Below are 16,118 nucleotides of genomic sequence, written 5' to 3'. Positions count from 1 at the left end.
GGTTCTCTCCTCCTCATGGATGCCGGAAAACGTTACTCAGCGGCCTCAAGGGCTGCGGAGTAGTGCCTGTCGAGCAAGGCGTTGACCGCTGCCATGTCGACGTTTGCGCCCATGTCGTTCATCGCCTTGCCGAAACGGTTGACGATGTCGGTGATGGCCGCCGGGGTGATCTGATTCAGGATGCCGATGCGGACCTGGACTGGCTCCGACAGGGTCGGCCAAATGCCAAAGCCCACGGCGCGGCAGTTGCCCACCAGTTCCTTTTCCTTGCCGGCCAGATCGCCGGGCAGGTTCAGAACCACCAGGCTGGTCATGTTGCTGGTCACATCGCAGCCCATGGCGGTAACCGCATCACGCAGCGCTTTCTCGTGGAACGAATAATCGCGGGCCTTCTGGGCGCGACCATGCTGCAGGGTAATGCGCAGCGCCTCGTGGAAGGCGGCAACCGCATAGCCGGAATGGGTGCGGTGGTAGGTGCCGGCCGCAACATCTTGGCCGTCCACGATGCCCCAGTGGCGGGCTTCCAGGATCGGGTTGTGGACGTAGGAATGGCAGCCGTTCTCACGCACGGTCTGGATGTATTTGTCGGTGAAGGACACCGGCGCATAGGTCAGCGGCAGGCACAGCACGCCTTTCTGCGGGCAGGAGGCCCAGCCGGCAACGCCCGGGAAATCGTCGATCGAGAAATCCTCGATGCCCAGCGAGGACACCGCGTCGATCAGGCCCATCACGCCGTGCTTGACGCAAGCGTCCGAAAAGCCTTTCAGGTCGTTAATGCGGCCCGAGCCGGTTTCCCAATGCGCCATGAACGCCCACTTGGGTTTCTTCTCACCCAGCACCTGCTCCACCAGCTTGCCGGATACTGACTCGCCATGCGGCACGTCGACCACGGTGACGGAGGCAGGCTGCGGGTTCATCGGATTGGCAGCCAGCTCCTCGCGGGTGGCGGCCTTCATCCGGATGGTCATTGCGTCGATGCCGGAGAAGGTGCCATTCTGGAAGGCAACCACGGTATCACCAGGCAGGATCGCGTTCAGCATACAATCCAGGCCGGAGAAGCCGGTGCCGCCAACCCCGTAGGTGTAGGTGTTGGAAGTGCCCCACAGGCCGCGCAGCATCTGCTTGCACTCGATCATGCCGCGCAGCACGTCCGCCTGCATGTGGTCAGCCAGGCCGGTGTTGGCAAAGGCCTGCAGCACGCGGGGGTCGGTATTGCCCGGGCCAGGGCCGGCGGCCAGGGTCTCCGGGATTTCCAGGCTGGGGAAGATCGTGGGTTCTGTCATCGGGTCAAACCTCTGTTGGTGTGCGGTTGCCGATGCGCCGGAGGTCACATGCCTTCTTCGCTGCGGGAAGGTTTGTTTCCTGACGGTCAACATCTGTTAACGCAAGGAAACCTTAGGTCGACAAAACCCGCAACATTCCTATATCCTGCTTTTGGGTATCTAAATGGGCGGCAAGTTACCCACCCAAACAGGTAAAAATACCGTTGCATACCAAAACTGGCCCTACCCATTCGGGTAGTTTTTGACAAAAAGGCACCAAATGGCTCCGATAAGCGACAAAGTTTCCCCTATTTCGGTCATGCTTGCTGACGCAAATCCGCTGGTGCTGTCGGCCATGTCCGAGATCTTCGAAAAGGACCCGCGATTCTCGCTGGTCGCCACCTCCGCCACCGCCGAAGGCTTCCTCGGAACCGTGATGCGGGTGCCGGTCCAGGTCGGGATCATCGACTGGAACCTGCCCGCCCTTGGCGGTGCCAAGCTGATCGAGGTGCTGCGCGACCAGGCCAACGCGCCGCGGCTGGTGGTCTATGCCGACGACAGCGGCGACGTGCCGCGCAAGGCGATGAGCGCAGGCGCGGCCGGCTTTGCCCCGCGCTCCAGCGCTGTCGAGGGGCTGCTCGACACTTGCCTGGCCGTGGCGGCGGGCAAGATGGTTTTCCCCTTCCTCGACGTCCGCGGGCTGCAGACCGATCCGATCGAACAGCTGTCGCGCCGCGAGCGCACGATGCTGGAGGCGCTGTCCAAGGGGCTCACCAACAAGGAGCTCAGCAAGGAGCTGGAGATTTCCACCAACACGGTGAAGTTCCACCTGTCGAACCTCTACGAAAAACTCTCGGTCAAGAACCGCGCCCAGGCGATTGCGTTCTACTACGCCAACCGCGCCGCCCGGGGCGATTTCAGCCTGGAGGAATAGCCCCGGTTCGCCGCCCCGCGCCTCGCACGCGGGTGCGCATACGCGTACGCGCGCGAGGGCGCGACGCGCGGGCGAATGTATTTAAATGAAAACTTTTTTCTTGACAGGAAACATCCTCATGAGGAATGCCTAGAGAGGAGAGGACGAAACCCCATTGCGAATGAGGAGCGCACCCATGTCGTTTCATACCGTCGAACAGGCCCCCGGCCGCCTGAACCGCAGCGAGCTGGCAATCCCCGGATCCCAGCCGCAGATGTTTGAAAAAGCAGCACAATCTGACGTCGACGTGATCTTTCTGGATCTCGAAGACGCGGTTGCGCCGGACGAGAAAGACCAGGCCCGCAAGAACATCATCAAGGCCCTGAACGAGATCGACTGGGGCAAGAAATCCATGTCGGTGCGAATCAACGGCCTCGACACCCATTACATGTACCGCGATGTCGTGGATGTCGTTGAACAGGCAGGCGAACGCCTCGATCTGATCATGGTCCCCAAGGTGGGCACCGCGGCGGATGTTTACGCCGTCGACATGCTGGTCACCCAGATCGAAGACGCCAAGGGCTACAAGAAGCGGATCGGCTTCGAGCACATCATCGAGACCGCGCTTGGCATGCAGAACGTGAGTGAAATTGCCGCAGCCTCCAAGCGCAATGAATCGCTGCATTTCGGTGTCGCCGACTATGCCGCTTCGACCCGCGCCCGCACCACTATCATCGGCGGTGTGAACCCGGATTACGCGGTGCTGACCGACCCGGCGGCAGACGGCTCCCGCGATGTTCACTGGGGCGACATGTGGCACTATGCGCTGGCCCGCATGGTGGTTGCCGCCCGCGCCAACGGGTTGCGGCCGATCGACGGCCCGTTCGGCGATTTCCAGGACAAGGAAGGCTACAAGGCCGCCGCCAAACGCGCCGCGGTGCTGGGCTGTGAAGGCAAATGGGCGATCCACCCGAGCCAGATCGAGCTGGCCAACGAAGTGATGTCGCCGTCGGACGCGGAAATCACCAAGGCGCACCGCATTCTGGAAGCCATGGCCGAGGCTGAAGCCGCCGGCAAGGGCGCGGTATCGCTGGACGGCCGCCTGATTGACTACGCCTCAATCCGTCAGGCAGAAGTGCTGGTGGAGAAGGCCAAGCAGATCGCCGGCAACTAAGCCGCCGTTCTGTTTCAAGACCTTACGCCGTCCTGGCTTGTGCCGGGGCGGCTGAACTCGACTATACTTGGGAGATCCGGATGACCGAGTTGCTGACCACCGCCAGGACCCTGTTCCAGGCCGCTGTCGACCGCGCAGACCCGGCCAAGGCCCTGCGTGCGCAGCTAGAGTTGTCACCGCTCTCCCCCCTGCCCGAAGGCGGCAGAAACCTGCTGCTGGCCGTGGGCAAAGCCGCGATCCCGATGATGCGGGAGGCACTCGCGCTGATCCCGGATGCAGCCCAGGCATTGGCAATCACAAACCCTGAAAATTACACGCACATTCCTGGCGCCACGGTGATCTGCGGCGCCCATCCGGTGCCGGATGAAACCAGCGCCGCCGCCGGTCAGGCGGCTATTGAACTGGCGCATTCGCTCGGCCCCGGTGACCGGCTGATCGCGCTGATTTCCGGCGGCGGCTCCGCCCTGATGGTGGCCCCCGCCCCCGGCCTGACACTGGCGGACAAGGCTGCGGTGAACCAGCTGCTGCTCGCCTCGGGCCTTGAGATCAACGAGATGAACCTGATTCGCCAGCAGCTGTCGGGCATTAAGGGCGGCGGATTGCTGCGCCATGCCGCGCCTGCTCAGGTGCAAGCCTTCATCCTGTCGGACGTGATCGGAGACGACCTGCGCGCCATCGCCTCCGGCCCCACCGTGGCACCGATCGGCACCCGCTCCCAAGCACGGGAGATCCTGCAGCGCGCCGGCATCTGGGACAAAGCGCCTGAAACCGTAAAAAACCATCTCAGCACCCTTGAGAACGCTCAGGAAAACCTGCCCCCGGCCAGCAACACATTGATCGGCTCCAACCGCCACAGCCTGAAGGCGATGATGGCGGCGGCAGAGGGCTGGACCTGCATGCTGGTCTCCCACCGCTTGGTGGGTGACGTGGCAGAGGCTGCTGAAACTGTCGTCACTGCTGCGCAAAATGCCCCCAAAAACAAACCCGTCGCGCTCATCTTCGGCGGCGAAACCACCGTGCAGCTCCGCGGCAGCGGCCTCGGCGGGCGCAACCAGGAACTGGCGCTGCGCGTCGCCAAACTGGGCGCGGAACGGCTCAGCGGCGACTGGCTGTTCCTGTCCGGCGGCACTGACGGGCGCGACGGGCCGACAGATGCCGCCGGCGGTATCGCGACCCCGGCCACCTGGGACGCCATCAAGGCCGCAGGCCTGGACCCGGACGCGCTGCTGGCCAACAACGACAGCCACGCCGCCCTCAAAGCCGCGGACGCGCTGCTGATCACCGGCGGAACCGGCACCAATGTGGCCGATGTGCAAGTTTTCCTGAAACGTCCAGGCTGATCAGAGCACCCGCTCTTTCATCCTTCCAAAAAAACTCCCGTCCCGCCGCCCGGCAGGCGGCTTTGCCGCCGAAAGGGGCGGCTCCTGCGGCGGCAACAGACGATGCGGTCAAGCCGTGGCGCGCTTCTCGCCCCACTCGGCCAGATCGTTCACCAGCATCATCGCCACCCGCCGGAACACCTGGCGCAACCGCTCCACATGCGGCCCGTCCAGCGACAGGTCCGCCAGCGCCTGGTCCATGCATTTGAGCCAGTTCTCAGCGTCTTCCTCGGTGATCGGCACATGAGCATGCATCAGCTTAACATCCATATGCCCGTGCTTTTCCTCGTAGTACCGGCGCCCGCCCATGAAACCGGACAGAAAATTGAACTGCTCGATCCGGGCATGATCCATCCCATGCCCGCGCTTGTGCAGCTTGACGATCTGCGCGCCGGCCTCCGTTTCCTCGACAATATCGTAGAACCGCTCGACCAGCGCACGCAGCATCTCTTCGCCGCCAATCTGCTCAATCAGCTTCTGAGCCATTTAACCTCCCAGCCCCGCAAACGGCCGGCCTCAGGATTGAGGCCGGGTCTTCTTGGGGTCGTAATGCGCAAAGGGTACGATTTTGGCCGGCAGCCGTTTTTGATGCCCGTCAAGCTTGCCGATTTCCACTTCGGTCCCAACCTCGGAACAGGACACGTCCACCCGCGCCAGCGCGATGTTCTTGCCCAAGAGCGGTGAGCGCATGGACGAGGTCACCTCCCCGATTTGCGCGCGCCCGATATGCACGCAGTCGCCATGGCCAACATCAATCGCCGAGTCGATGTCCAGCCCGACCAGTTTGCGCGCCGGCGTGGTCTTGCGCCGGATCAGCGCATCGCGGCCGATGAAGTCATCCTCTTTCGACTTCAGCGGCACGGTGAACCCGATACCAGCCTCGAACGGGTCGGTCTGATCGGAGAAGTCATAGCCTGCAAAGATCAGCCCGGCCTCGATCCGCACCATGTCCAGCGCCTCCAGCCCCATCGGGCGGATGCCATGATCCTGGCCTGCCGCCCAGACCGCATCAAACACTTCGCTCGCGTGCTTCGGGTGGCAGAAGATTTCATACCCCAGTTCACCGGTGTACCCGGTCCGCGATACGACCACCGGCACGCCCTGATCATCACCAATCCGCGCGGGCGTGAAGCGGAACCAGCCCAGTTCCTCCAGCGCCGGATTGTGCGGTGCGGTCCAGATGATCTTCTTCAGCAAATCCCGGCTTTCCGGGCCTTGCACCGCGATATTGTGCTGCATATCGGTCGAAGACCGGATCAGCACGTTCAGACCCAGCTTCTCCGCCTGCTCGCGGATCCACTCGCCGCCATAATCCGAGCCGCCGATCCAGCGGAAGTTGTCCTTGCCCAGGCGGAACACAGTGCCGTCGTCGATCATGCCGCCATGCGGGTAGCACATCGCGGTATAGACCACCTGCCCCACCGCCAGCTTCTTGATGTTGCGGGTAAAGATATACTGGCACAGCGCCTCCGCATCCGGCCCGGTGATCTCGAACTTGCGCAGGGCGGACAGGTCCAGCACCACGCATTTCTCGCGGCAGGCCCAGTATTCCTCCAGCGGCCCGGAACTGGCATAGCAATTGGCCAGCCAGAACCCGTTATACTCAACAAAGTTGCGGGTCATCTTGCTGAGGCGGTCGTGGAAACCGGTTTCCTTGGTCATCTTGGGCTCCGATTCAGGGGTCGCGCGGAACGCAATCGCCCGCTTGAAACTCTCTTGTCCGCTGTAGGTGCGGACGTGAATGTCGGTGGGGTTCCAGCCATTGGCGGCGCTGGTGTCATCCGGGCAGGCAGAGCTGACACAGACCAGATCGGTCAGCGCCCGCAGCAGCACATAGTCGCCGGGCCGGGTCCAGGGCTCATCGGCGTACATCACGCCATGCTCATCCAGCCCGGTGTTGAAGAAGAAGTTGATCGCCATCCACCCCGCGCGCGGTGTCACCCCATGCTGGGCCAGCGTCGCGTTGAAGTTATCCGAACAATTCACATGGCCGGGATAGCCGATGTCGTCGTAGTATTTCGCAGCGCAGGCCAGGGCAAAGGCATCATGCCGCCCAACCGTGTCCTGCACCACTTCGACCAGCGGCAGCATATCCTGATCGTAATATTTCGCATGCAGGCCGGGCATCGGATAGGCATGGCCCATCAGCGTCCGGGTGGTGGTCACATCCAGCGCATGCTCCACGCCCTTGTCCAGTTTCCGGGCGGCAAAGCACTGAAAGTCGGTGCACTGGCGGCCATCCACGTCAATGATCTGGATGTAGTCGCCGGCCTTCACGAAATAGCTTTCCGCGGTGGCGCTGTGCACCCGCACCTCATTGACCGGCTCGGCCAGCGGGTCCGGCAGTTCAAACCGCGCCACCTGCTTGATCACCGCCCGCTTGACCATAACCGTCAGGGATGTGGCCGTATCCTGCTTCTCAAAATCCATGATACCGCCAGGGGCCGCGACGATCACGACGCCGTCGCGCTGCGCGGTAAAGCTCTCCTCCGTCTTGGCAGGCGTCGCCGCATCAAACAACCGGACCGCGCCGCCCTGCGCCAAATCGATGCCGCGCGCTTCCATCCCCATGCGCAAACCGCGCAAGGACTGGTCCGAGGAGGTCAGCAGCGCCTTCAGCCCGCTTGCATCGCTATTGGGCGCCGCGCCGATGATCCCCGCGTCAATGCGCCCGTTGTCCTCTGCGGCAATGATCTCGCAGGGCTGGCCGCCCTCGTCATTGATCACAGTCACCCTGTCGCCGGTTTCCAACCGGATCAGGATCGCGCCGCAGCCCTCGACCACGTAGCGCTCGGTTCCTTTCGGCAGCGAAAACACCGACGGCTGATACAGTCCCGAAGGCTTCGGCGGCCCTTTCACGACATCAGGGAAGCTCATGTCATTCATCGCGCATCTCCTGCTGAACTCCGGCCAGAAATTGCACAGCCGGAATATTTATTTATTGAAAAGAATATTGCCTTCCGCCACTCTAATCAACAAACATGTTGATTTTCAGCGGAAAAACGGAAAATGCCCGGGATGCGTCATTTTCCTCGGGGTGAATGCCGCAAACGAAAGGATAACCGCCATGCACGCGCTGCTCCTTGGCCTTGCCGCGGCCCTTGCCTGGGGCATACATGACCTTTGCGTGCGGTTTGTCTCACAAAGAACCGGTATCCTGCCTGCCATGCTGACCGTCTTTGCCAGCGGGGCGATTCTGGTGGCCGCCGCGGCTTTTGCCTTTGGCAATTGGCAGGCGATGACCCTGCCCGCGGCCCGGCTGGCAGGGCTGTCCGGCGCGATCTTTGCTCTGGCGTCCTATACGCTCTACCGCGCCTTTGCGCTGGGGCCGGTCAAGCTGGTGGCGCCGCTGATCGGCGCCTACCCTGTGCTGTCGCTTGGCATGGCAATGCTGCAGGGCCAGCCGGTTGGCCCGGGCCACTGGCTCGCCGTCGCGGCAGTGGTTGGCGGGGTCGGCTGCATCGCGGTTTTCGCAACAGAAGACGACGGAAGCCCGGCCAGCCTGCAGGCGGCGGCCTGGGGGCTGGCTGGCGCCATCGGCTTCGCCCTCACGTTTGCCACAGGCCAGGCCGCCACCCAGGCAGGCGCGGAACTGCCGGTTCTGATCGTGACCCGCACCGCCGCCATCCTGATCTTGCTGAGCTTGGCGCTTGCCGCCCGGGCGGTTCAAATGCCTGCCCGCAAGATGCTGCCGCTCCTGTGCCTGATGGGCGCGCTGGACGCATTTGCGCTCGGGCTGGTGTTGCACTCCGGCACCCTGCCCCGGCCTGAATTTGCCTCGGTCGGCGCGTCCTTGTTCGGTCTGGTCACCGTGGTTCTGGCCTGGCTCGTGCTGCGCGAAAGCATGAACCGCGCACAGTGGATCAGTGTTGCCGTCACCTTCGGCGGCATCGCCTACCTGGGCTTCTGACCCCCAGCTCTTTCATCTTTCCAAAAGGGGCTCCGCCCGTTCCCGGCGAAACGCTCACCCCTTCATCTTTCAAAAAATACTCCCGCCGGAGGCGTCCGGCGGGAGCGGTTTTGTTCGAACCTTGGCGGTCTGCGCGTCAGGCGGTCAGCCCTTCCGGCTCCGCGAGGTTGCTGGCGCGGCAGGCGGCGGTCACGGTGTTGGCCAAGAGGCAGGCGATGGTCATCGGGCCGACGCCGCCCGGCACCGGGGTGATGGCGCCCGCGCGCTCCGCGGCCGAGGCGTAATCCACATCGCCCACCAGACGGGTCTTGCCCTCACCCTTCTCCGGCGCATCGATGCGGTTGATGCCGACGTCGATCACCGTCGCGCCCTCCTTGATCCAATCGCCCGGCACCATCTCCGGACGGCCCACGGCAGCCACCACGATGTCGGCGCGGCGCACCACATCCGGCAGATCCTTGGTGCGCGAATGCGCGATGGTCACGGTGCAGCTGTCGCCCAGCAGAAGCTGCGCCATCGGCTTGCCGACGATGTTGGAGCGGCCAATGACAACCGCGTTCAGGCCCGACAGCGAGCCATGATGCTCGCGCAGCATCATCAGGCAGCCCAGCGGCGTGCAGGGCACCATCGACTTCTGGCCGGTGCCCAGAAGGCCCACGTTGGAGATGTGGAAGCCGTCGACATCCTTCTCCGGCGCGATCGAATTGATCACCAGATCCTCGTCCAGGTGCTTCGGCAGCGGCAGCTGCACCAGGATGCCATGCACGGACGCGTCGTTGTTCAGCTGATCGATCAGCGCCAGCAGGTCGGCCTCCGGGGTGTCCGCGTCCAGCTTGTGCTCGAACGAGTTCATCCCCACCTCGACGGTGCTCTTGCCCTTGGAGCGGACATAGACCTGGGAGGCCGGGTCCTCGCCCACCAGCACCACCGCCAGGCCGGGGGTGATGCCATGCTCCTCTTTCAGCCGCGCCACATGCTCCGCCACCTGGCCGCGCACCTTGGCCGCAAAGGCCTTGCCGTCAATCACTGTTGCTGCCATTGCTCTCTTCCTTTCCGCCGGGGGGCCGCCCCCGGATCCGGTCCCGTCATCTCAAAGCTTCAGCGGCCCGGGTGTCCCCGGGCCGCTGCATTCCGTCTGTGCCGGCTCAGAACAGGCCTTCGATCTGGCCGTCCGCATTCAGGCGGATGGTCTCCGCCGCCGGGGTGCGCGGCAGGCCCGGCATCGTCATGATCTCGCCGCAGACCACCACGATGAAGCCCGCACCGGCCGAAAGCCGCACTTCGCGCACCGGCACCGAGTGGCCCACGGGCGCGCCGCGGCGGTTCGGGTCGGTGGTGAAGGAGTACTGGGTTTTTGCCATACAGACCGGCAGGTTGCCATAGCCCGCCTCTTCCCATTCCTTCAGCTGGTTGCGGATCTTCTGATCGGCCAGCACCTCGTCGGCGCGGTAGATGCGCTTGGCGATGGTCTCGATCTTCTCAAACAGCGGCATGGCGTCCGGGTAGATCGGCGAGAAGTTCGCCTTGCCGGAGTCGGCCAGCTCCACCACTTTCTGCGCCAGATCGGCAGAGCCTTCGGAGCCCAGCTCCCAGTGGCGCGACAGCACCGCTTCGACGCCATGGCTGCCGCAGTAGTCCTTGACCGCCTGCACCTCGGCCTCGGTGTCGGTCACGAAGTGGTTGATCGCAACCACCACCGGCACGCCGAAGGATTTGACGTTCTCGATGTGGCGGCCGAGGTTGGCGCAGCCCTTGTTGACCGCATCGACGTTTTCCGCGCCCAGGTCCGCCTTGGCGATGCCGCCGTTCATCTTCATCGCCCGCACGGTGGCCACGACCACCACCGCCGACGGCGCGATGCCTGCCTTGCGGCACTTGATGTTCATGAACTTCTCGGCGCCGAGATCGGCCCCGAAACCGGCCTCGGTGACCACGTAGTCGGCCACTTTCAGGGCGGTCTTGGTGGCAATCACCGAGTTGCAGCCATGCGCGATGTTGGCAAACGGGCCGCCATGCACGAAGGCCGGGTTGTTTTCCAGGGTCTGCACCAGGTTCGGCTGCATCGCGTCCTTCAGGAGCACGGTCATCGCGCCCTCGGCCTTGATGTCGCGGCAGTAGACCGGGGTCCGGTCGCGGCGGTAGGCCACGATGATGTCGCCCAGGCGCTGTTCCAGGTCCTTGAGGTCATTGGCCAGGCACAGGATCGCCATCACTTCCGAGGCCACGGTGATGTCAAAGCCGGTCTCGCGCGGGAAACCGTTGGAGACGCCGCCCAAGCTGGCGGTGATCTGGCGCAGGGCGCGGTCGTTCATGTCGACCACCCGGCGCCAGGCGACGCGGCGCACGTCGATCTCGCACTCGTTGCCCCAGTAGATGTGGTTGTCGATCATGGCTGACAGCAGCGAATGCGCCGAGGTGATGGCGTGGAAGTCGCCGGTGAAATGGAGGTTCATCTCCTCCATCGGCACCACCTGGGCATAGCCGCCGCCCGCAGCGCCGCCCTTCATGCCGAAGTTCGGCCCCAGCGAGGCTTCGCGGATACAGATCATCGCGTTCTTGCCGATCCGGTTCAGCCCGTCGCCCAGGCCCACGGTGGTGGTGGTCTTGCCTTCGCCCGCAGGCGTCGGGTTGATCGCGGTCACCAGGATCAGCTTGCCGTCTTCGCGGTCCTGCACCGAGTTGATGAACCGCTGGCTCACCTTCGCCTTGTCGTGGCCGTAGGGCAGCAGATCGTCATTGGAAATCCCGATCTTCGCACCAATCTCCTGGATCGGCTTCTTCTGCGCGTCCCGCGCGATCTCAATGTCACTCTTGTAGCTCATGGCCATCTCCCTGCTGCCATCCGTTCCGGGTCACGCCTCGCGGTAAGCTTTGATTGCGAGGCAGATATATTCCTATTACTCAATTTATTTTCCTAACCGTCAACACCCTCTTGTCCCCTTTCCGGGGCCAGACCCGGCATTTTCTGCCTTTCCGCCGCCAATAGGAAACAGGCAGAATTTCACCCCAAGTGAACACGGCGCATATGCGGCAGGCGCTGCCGCAAATAAAAAGGGCCCGGGCATTGCCCGGGCCGTAGAGGTCCGGCCCGCAGGCCAGACCGGGGAATCAGATGTCGAGGGTGTTGTCCTTCTCCCAGCGGGAGAAGTGATTGACGAAGGAGTTCCACTCCTGCTGTTTCATCTTCAGGTAAGCGGCCGAGAACTCTTCGCCCATCATCGCCTTCAGGCCGTCGTCCTTGTCGTAGAAGCGCAGTGCATCCAGCATGTTGAGCGGCAGCTTCGGCGCGTCGGTGATGGTGTGGCCTTCGGCGTACATGTCGATGTCATGGCGCGGGCCGGGGTCGGCCTTGGCGCGGATGCCGGAAAGACCGGCCGCGATGATCACCGCCTGCAGCAGGTAGGGGTTCACCGCACCGTCGGGCAGGCGCAGCTCGAACCGGCCGGGGCCGGGGACGCGCACCATATGGGTGCGGTTGTTGCCGGTCCAAGTCACGGTGTTCGGCGCCCAGGTGGCCCCCGACATGGTGCGCGGCGCGTTGATGCGCTTGTAGGAGTTCACCGTCGGGTTGGTGATCGCCGCCAGCGCCGAGGCGTGTTTCATGATGCCGCCCAGGAACCAGCCGCCCTGCTCCGACAGACCCAGTTCGGCAACCTGGCCCGTACCCTTTTCACCGGCGAAGACGTTGACCCGGGCATCCTTGCCCGGCGCGTCCCAGACCGAGATATGGGCGTGGCAGCCGTTGCCGGTGAGGCCCTCGACCGGCTTCGGCATAAAGGTCGCGCGGTAGCCGTGCTTTTCCGCCACCGATTTGGTCATGAACTTGAAGAAGCTGTGCTTGTCCGCGGTCGACAGCGCGTCGTCGAACTCCCAGTTCATCTCGAACTGGCCGTTGGCGTCCTCATGGTCGTTCTGGTACGGGCCCCAGCCCAACTCCAGCATGTAGTCGCAGATCTCGCGCACCACGTCATAGCGGCGCATCACCGCCTGCTGGTCATAGCAGGGTTTTTCAGCCGTATCGAAGGGGTCGGAGATCTGCTCCCCGTCCGGCGACAGCAGGAAGAATTCGGCCTCGATGCCGGTCTTCACATGCAGGCCTTCGTCCGCGGCCTCCTTGATCAGGCGGCGCAGCACATTGCGCGGCGCCTGGGCCACGTCCTCGCCTTCCATCACGCAGTCCGCCGCCACCCAGGCGACCTCCGGCTTCCATGGCAGCTGGATCACCGAGGAGGGATCCGGCACTGCCAGCATGTCCGGATGTGCGGGCGTCAGGTCAAGCCAGGTGGCAAAACCGGCAAAGCCGGCCCCGTCTTCCTGCATATCCGCGATCGCCTGCGCCGGCACCAGTTTAGCGCGCTGCCCCCCGAACAAGTCGGTGAAGGAGATCATGAAGTATTTGACGCCTTTTTCTTGTGCGAAAGCAGCCAGATCTGTCGTCATGGTCCTACTTCCTTTCCCTGTTGAACGTATTTCGAAAATGGGGCGCGGACTGTTGCCAGCCGCGCCCCGCCAATCGTCAGAACCCAGCCTTGCCCGGGTACCAATCGGTCCCCGCCAGCGGCACCCGCGCCATGGCGGCGGCCTCCATGGTCAGGGCGCACAGATCCTCGGGCTCGAGGTTGTGCAGATGGTTGTGGCCGCAGGCGCGGGCGATGGTCTGGGCTTCCAGCGTCATCACCTTGAGGTAGTTGCGCAGGCGGCGGCCCGCATCGACCGGGTCCAGGCGCTTCATCAGTTCCGGGTCCTGGGTGGTAATGCCCGCCGGATCCTTGCCCTCGTGCCAGTCGTCATAGGCGCCGGTGGTGGTGCCCAGTTTCTGGTACTCGCTTTCCCACTTCGGGTCGTTGTCGCCCAGCGCGATCAGCGCCGCGGTGCCGATCGCCACCGCGTCCGCGCCCAGCGCCATTGCCTTGGCCACATCGGCGCCGGTGCGGATGCCGCCGGAGACGATCAGCTGCACTTCGCGGTGCACGCCCAGATCCTGCAGAGCCTGCACGGCAGGGCGGATGCAAGCCAGGGTCGGCAGGCCGACATGTTCGATGAACACGTCCTGGGTAGCGGCGGTGCCGCCCTGCATGCCGTCCAGCACCACAACGTCCGCGCCGGCCTTCACCGCCAAAGCAGTGTCGTAGTAGGGTCGGGTGCCGCCGACCTTCACATAGATCGGCACCTGCCAGTCGGTGATCTCGCGCAGTTCCAGGATCTTGATTTCCAGATCATCCGGGCCGGTCCAGTCCGGGTGGCGGCAGGCGGAGCGCTGGTCGATGCCTTTCGGCAGAGTGCGCATTTCCGCAACCCGGTCAGAGATCTTCTGGCCCAGCAGCATGCCGCCGCCACCAGGCTTGGCGCCCTGGCCGACCACGACCTCAATCGCGTCCGCCTTGCGCAGGTCATCGGGGTTCATGCCGTAACGCGACGGTAAATACTGGTAGACCAGCTTGGAGGAATGGCCGCGCTCTTCCGGGGTCATGCCGCCGTCGCCAGTGGTGGTCGAGGTGCCCGCGGCGGATGCGCCGCGGCCCAGGGCCTCCTTGGCCGGCCCCGACAGCGCGCCAAAGCTCATGCCGGCGATGGTGACCGGGATGTCCAGCTCAATTGGCTTCTTGGCGAAACGGGTGCCCAGCGTCACCTTGGTTTCGCACTTCTCGCGGTAGCCTTCCAGCGGATAGCGCGAAATCGAAGCGCCAAGGAACAGAAGGTCATCGAAATGCGGCACCCGGCGCTTGGCGCCGCCGCCGCGGATGTCGTAGATCCCGGTGGCCGCCGCGCGGCGGATTTCCGCGTTGATCGGGTTCGAGAAGGTCGCCGACTGGATCGGGACCGTGCGGGGGATTTTATTGCTATCCATGTCTAGTGATCCCTGTCCTTAGTACGCTTGCGCGTTGTCGACGTCGAAGTTGTAGAGCGTGCGGGCGGAACCGTAGCGCTTAAACTCCTCCGGCTTGGCATCGGCGCCGGCGCGGGCCAGCAGATCCTTGAGGATCTCGATATGCTCCGGGCGCATTTCCTTCTCGATGCAGTCGGCGCCCAGGCTCTTGACGTTGCCGCGCACAAAGAACCGCGCCTCGTAGCAGCTGTCGCCCAGCGCATCGCCCGCATCGCCCAGCACCACCAGGTTGCCCGCCTGCGCCATGAAGGCGCACATGTGGCCGATGTTGCCGTGAACAACGATGTCGATGCCTTTCATCGAGATGCCGCAGCGCGACGAGGCATTGCCCTTGATCACCAGGAGGCCGCCATGGCCGGTGGCCCCGGCATACTGGCTGGCGTCGCCCTCGACGATCACGGTGCCGGACATCATGTTTTCCGCAACACCGGGGCCGGCCGACCCCTCCACCTTGACAGTCGCCTGCTGGTTCATGCCGGCGCAATAGTACCCGGTGGACCCCTTGACGGTGACTTCAATGGGCGAGTTCAGGCCCACGGCAATGGCATGGCTGCCCTTGGGGTTGACGATCTCCCAGGCGGTTTTGTTGGAGCTGCCGTTCAGTTCCTGCAGGGCCGAATTCAGACCGCGCAGGCCATTTGCTTCAAGATCATATGTCTGCATCTTAGTGGTTCCAGAAGTAAACGGTTGCGGGTTCGGGCTCCCAGACCTTGGCGTCTTCGATGCCCGGCAGGTTCACCAATGCGCGGTATTCGCTGCCGAAGGCCACATACTGGTCAGTCTCTGCCATTACGGCCGGTTTACAGGCGATCGGGTCGCGGACCACGCCAAAGCCGTCCTTGGTGCCGACCACAAAGGTGAAGAAGCCGTCCAGATCCTCCAGGCTGCCTTCCAGCGCCTCGCCCAGCGTGGCGCCGTTCTGCATCTTCCAGGTCAGATAGGCCGCGCCCACTTCGGTGTCGTTCTGGCTTTCGATCCGCACGCCTTCGCGGCGCAGCTTGCGGCGCAGCGCGTTGTGGTTGGACAGAGAACCATTGTGCACCAGGCACTGGTCGGAACCGGTGGAGAACGGGTGCGCGCCCTCTGTGGTCACGGCGGATTCGGTGGCCATACGGGTGTGGCCGATGCCGTGGCTGCCGCCCATGCCGCGCACGTTGAACCGCTCGGCAACCTTCTCGGGCAGACCCACTTCCTTGTAGATCTCGATGGTGTCGCCCGCGCTCATGACGCGCATCCCGGGACGCAGTTCTGCCAGCGCGCTGCGGGCCTCTTCCTCCTTGCCCGCGGGCAATTCCAGAACCGCGTGCGTGTCGATCACCCGGATCGACACATCGGCGCTCAGCGCTTCGGCCAGCGCGCCGTCCAGGCCGTCAAACGCCGCTTCCGGCGTGTCGGACTGAACTGTGAGCTTGGCCCGCCCATCGGCGTCCGCGCCATAGATCGCAATGCCCGCGCTGTCCGGACCGCGGTCCGTCATGGTGATGAGCATATCGGTGAGCATATCGCCCAGTTTCGGCTCAAGTGATTTGTCTTTTAGAAAAAGACCGACAATCCCGCACATGGGTGTGCCTCCTGCTTTTCATCTCGAATCAA

13 protein-coding genes are annotated in these 16,118 nt (G+C 63.8%); 4 read left to right on the top strand and 9 right to left on the bottom strand.

Annotated elements, in window-relative coordinates:
- Nucleotides 1–32 precede the first annotated feature (32 nt).
- Nucleotides 33–1,283, bottom strand: coding sequence for a pyridoxal-phosphate-dependent aminotransferase family protein (locus tag PHA8399_RS07080; RefSeq protein WP_058285465.1), 1,251 nt, complete (start codon nt 1,281–1,283; stop codon nt 33–35).
- Between the two features lie 298 nt (nt 1,284–1,581).
- Here PHA8399_RS07080 and PHA8399_RS07075 point away from each other — a divergent pair, with 298 nt between their 5' ends.
- The 3 genes from PHA8399_RS07075 (at nt 1,582) to PHA8399_RS07065 (ending at nt 4,689) form a co-directional block, all read left to right on the top strand.
- Nucleotides 1,582–2,196 (top strand): response regulator transcription factor, encoded by a 615-nt coding sequence (locus tag PHA8399_RS07075; RefSeq protein WP_082649478.1) that lies wholly within the window; start codon nt 1,582–1,584, stop codon nt 2,194–2,196.
- 175 nt (nt 2,197–2,371) lie between these two features.
- Nucleotides 2,372–3,349 (top strand): HpcH/HpaI aldolase/citrate lyase family protein, encoded by a 978-nt coding sequence (locus PHA8399_RS07070; protein ID WP_058285463.1) that lies wholly within the window; start codon nt 2,372–2,374, stop codon nt 3,347–3,349.
- Nucleotides 3,350–3,429: 80 nt separating this feature from the next.
- Nucleotides 3,430–4,689, top strand: coding sequence for a glycerate kinase type-2 family protein (locus tag PHA8399_RS07065; RefSeq protein ID WP_058285462.1), 1,260 nt, complete (start codon nt 3,430–3,432; stop codon nt 4,687–4,689).
- A 108-nt stretch (nt 4,690–4,797) separates the two neighbouring features.
- Here the strand turns inward: PHA8399_RS07065 and PHA8399_RS07060 are convergent, their stop codons facing one another.
- Nucleotides 4,798–5,214, bottom strand: coding sequence for a group II truncated hemoglobin (locus tag PHA8399_RS07060; RefSeq protein ID WP_058285461.1), 417 nt, complete (start codon nt 5,212–5,214; stop codon nt 4,798–4,800).
- Nucleotides 5,215–5,244: 30 nt separating this feature from the next.
- Nucleotides 5,245–7,614, bottom strand: coding sequence for a trimethylamine N-oxide demethylase (locus PHA8399_RS07055; RefSeq protein ID WP_058285460.1), 2,370 nt, complete (start codon nt 7,612–7,614; stop codon nt 5,245–5,247).
- A 181-nt stretch (nt 7,615–7,795) separates the two neighbouring features.
- Between PHA8399_RS07055 and PHA8399_RS07050 the strand changes: the two genes are divergently transcribed.
- Nucleotides 7,796–8,638, top strand: coding sequence for an EamA family transporter (locus PHA8399_RS07050; RefSeq protein WP_244270167.1), 843 nt, complete (start codon nt 7,796–7,798; stop codon nt 8,636–8,638).
- Nucleotides 8,639–8,774: 136 nt separating this feature from the next.
- On the opposite strand, the gene folD is transcribed toward PHA8399_RS07050, so the two are convergent.
- The 6 genes from folD to PHA8399_RS07020 all read right to left on the bottom strand — a co-directional run bounded on the left by folD (nt 8,775) and on the right by PHA8399_RS07020 (nt 16,086).
- Entirely contained in the window at nt 8,775–9,677 is a 903-nt protein-coding gene (gene folD, locus PHA8399_RS07045; protein ID WP_058285458.1) for a bifunctional methylenetetrahydrofolate dehydrogenase/methenyltetrahydrofolate cyclohydrolase FolD, read from the bottom strand.
- A 106-nt stretch (nt 9,678–9,783) separates the two neighbouring features.
- The gene (locus PHA8399_RS07040) at nt 9,784–11,460 is read right to left on the bottom strand and encodes a formate--tetrahydrofolate ligase (protein ID WP_058285511.1); all 1,677 of its coding nucleotides are present in this window, start codon (nt 11,458–11,460) and stop codon (nt 9,784–9,786) included.
- A 286-nt stretch (nt 11,461–11,746) separates the two neighbouring features.
- The gene (gene glnT, locus PHA8399_RS07035) at nt 11,747–13,078 is read right to left on the bottom strand and encodes a type III glutamate--ammonia ligase (RefSeq protein ID WP_058285457.1); all 1,332 of its coding nucleotides are present in this window, start codon (nt 13,076–13,078) and stop codon (nt 11,747–11,749) included.
- Between the two features lie 76 nt (nt 13,079–13,154).
- A complete protein-coding gene (locus PHA8399_RS07030; protein WP_058285456.1) occupies nt 13,155–14,486 on the bottom strand; it encodes an FMN-binding glutamate synthase family protein in 1,332 nt (443 codons plus the stop codon).
- Nucleotides 14,487–14,504: 18 nt separating this feature from the next.
- Complete coding sequence (locus PHA8399_RS07025) at nt 14,505–15,188, bottom strand: GltB/FmdC/FwdC-like GXGXG domain-containing protein (RefSeq protein ID WP_058285455.1); 684 nt, start codon at nt 15,186–15,188, stop codon at nt 14,505–14,507.
- A gap of 1 nt (nt 15,189) precedes the next feature.
- Nucleotides 15,190–16,086: a class II glutamine amidotransferase gene (locus PHA8399_RS07020; RefSeq protein WP_058285454.1), complete on the bottom strand. Its 897-nt coding sequence runs from the start codon at nt 16,084–16,086 to the stop codon at nt 15,190–15,192.
- Nucleotides 16,087–16,118: the final 32 nt, after the last annotated feature.

The organism is Leisingera aquaemixtae, assembly GCF_001458395.1.
In the GTDB taxonomy this organism is placed as follows: domain Bacteria; phylum Pseudomonadota; class Alphaproteobacteria; order Rhodobacterales; family Rhodobacteraceae; genus Leisingera; species Leisingera aquaemixtae.
Note: the sequence above shows the minus strand (reverse complement) of the source record. Positions and strands in the feature narration are given on the sequence as shown.

Excerpts from the sequence above, each read along its gene's own strand:
- PHA8399_RS07080 (WP_058285465.1), bottom strand. The coding sequence starts at position 1,283 with ATGACAGAACCCACGATCTTCCCCAGCCTGGAAATCCCGGAGACCCTG.
- PHA8399_RS07075 (WP_082649478.1), top strand. The coding sequence starts at position 1,582 with ATGCTTGCTGACGCAAATCCGCTGGTGCTGTCGGCCATGTCCGAGATC.
- PHA8399_RS07070 (WP_058285463.1), top strand. The coding sequence starts at position 2,372 with ATGTCGTTTCATACCGTCGAACAGGCCCCCGGCCGCCTGAACCGCAGC.
- PHA8399_RS07065 (WP_058285462.1), top strand. The coding sequence starts at position 3,430 with ATGACCGAGTTGCTGACCACCGCCAGGACCCTGTTCCAGGCCGCTGTC.
- PHA8399_RS07060 (WP_058285461.1), bottom strand. The coding sequence starts at position 5,214 with ATGGCTCAGAAGCTGATTGAGCAGATTGGCGGCGAAGAGATGCTGCGT.
- PHA8399_RS07055 (WP_058285460.1), bottom strand. The coding sequence starts at position 7,614 with ATGAATGACATGAGCTTCCCTGATGTCGTGAAAGGGCCGCCGAAGCCT.
- PHA8399_RS07050 (WP_244270167.1), top strand. The coding sequence starts at position 7,796 with ATGCACGCGCTGCTCCTTGGCCTTGCCGCGGCCCTTGCCTGGGGCATA.
- folD (WP_058285458.1), bottom strand. The coding sequence starts at position 9,677 with ATGGCAGCAACAGTGATTGACGGCAAGGCCTTTGCGGCCAAGGTGCGC.
- PHA8399_RS07040 (WP_058285511.1), bottom strand. The coding sequence starts at position 11,460 with ATGAGCTACAAGAGTGACATTGAGATCGCGCGGGACGCGCAGAAGAAG.
- glnT (WP_058285457.1), bottom strand. The coding sequence starts at position 13,078 with ATGACGACAGATCTGGCTGCTTTCGCACAAGAAAAAGGCGTCAAATAC.
- PHA8399_RS07030 (WP_058285456.1), bottom strand. The coding sequence starts at position 14,486 with ATGGATAGCAATAAAATCCCCCGCACGGTCCCGATCCAGTCGGCGACC.
- PHA8399_RS07025 (WP_058285455.1), bottom strand. The coding sequence starts at position 15,188 with ATGCAGACATATGATCTTGAAGCAAATGGCCTGCGCGGTCTGAATTCG.
- PHA8399_RS07020 (WP_058285454.1), bottom strand. The coding sequence starts at position 16,086 with ATGTGCGGGATTGTCGGTCTTTTTCTAAAAGACAAATCACTTGAGCCG.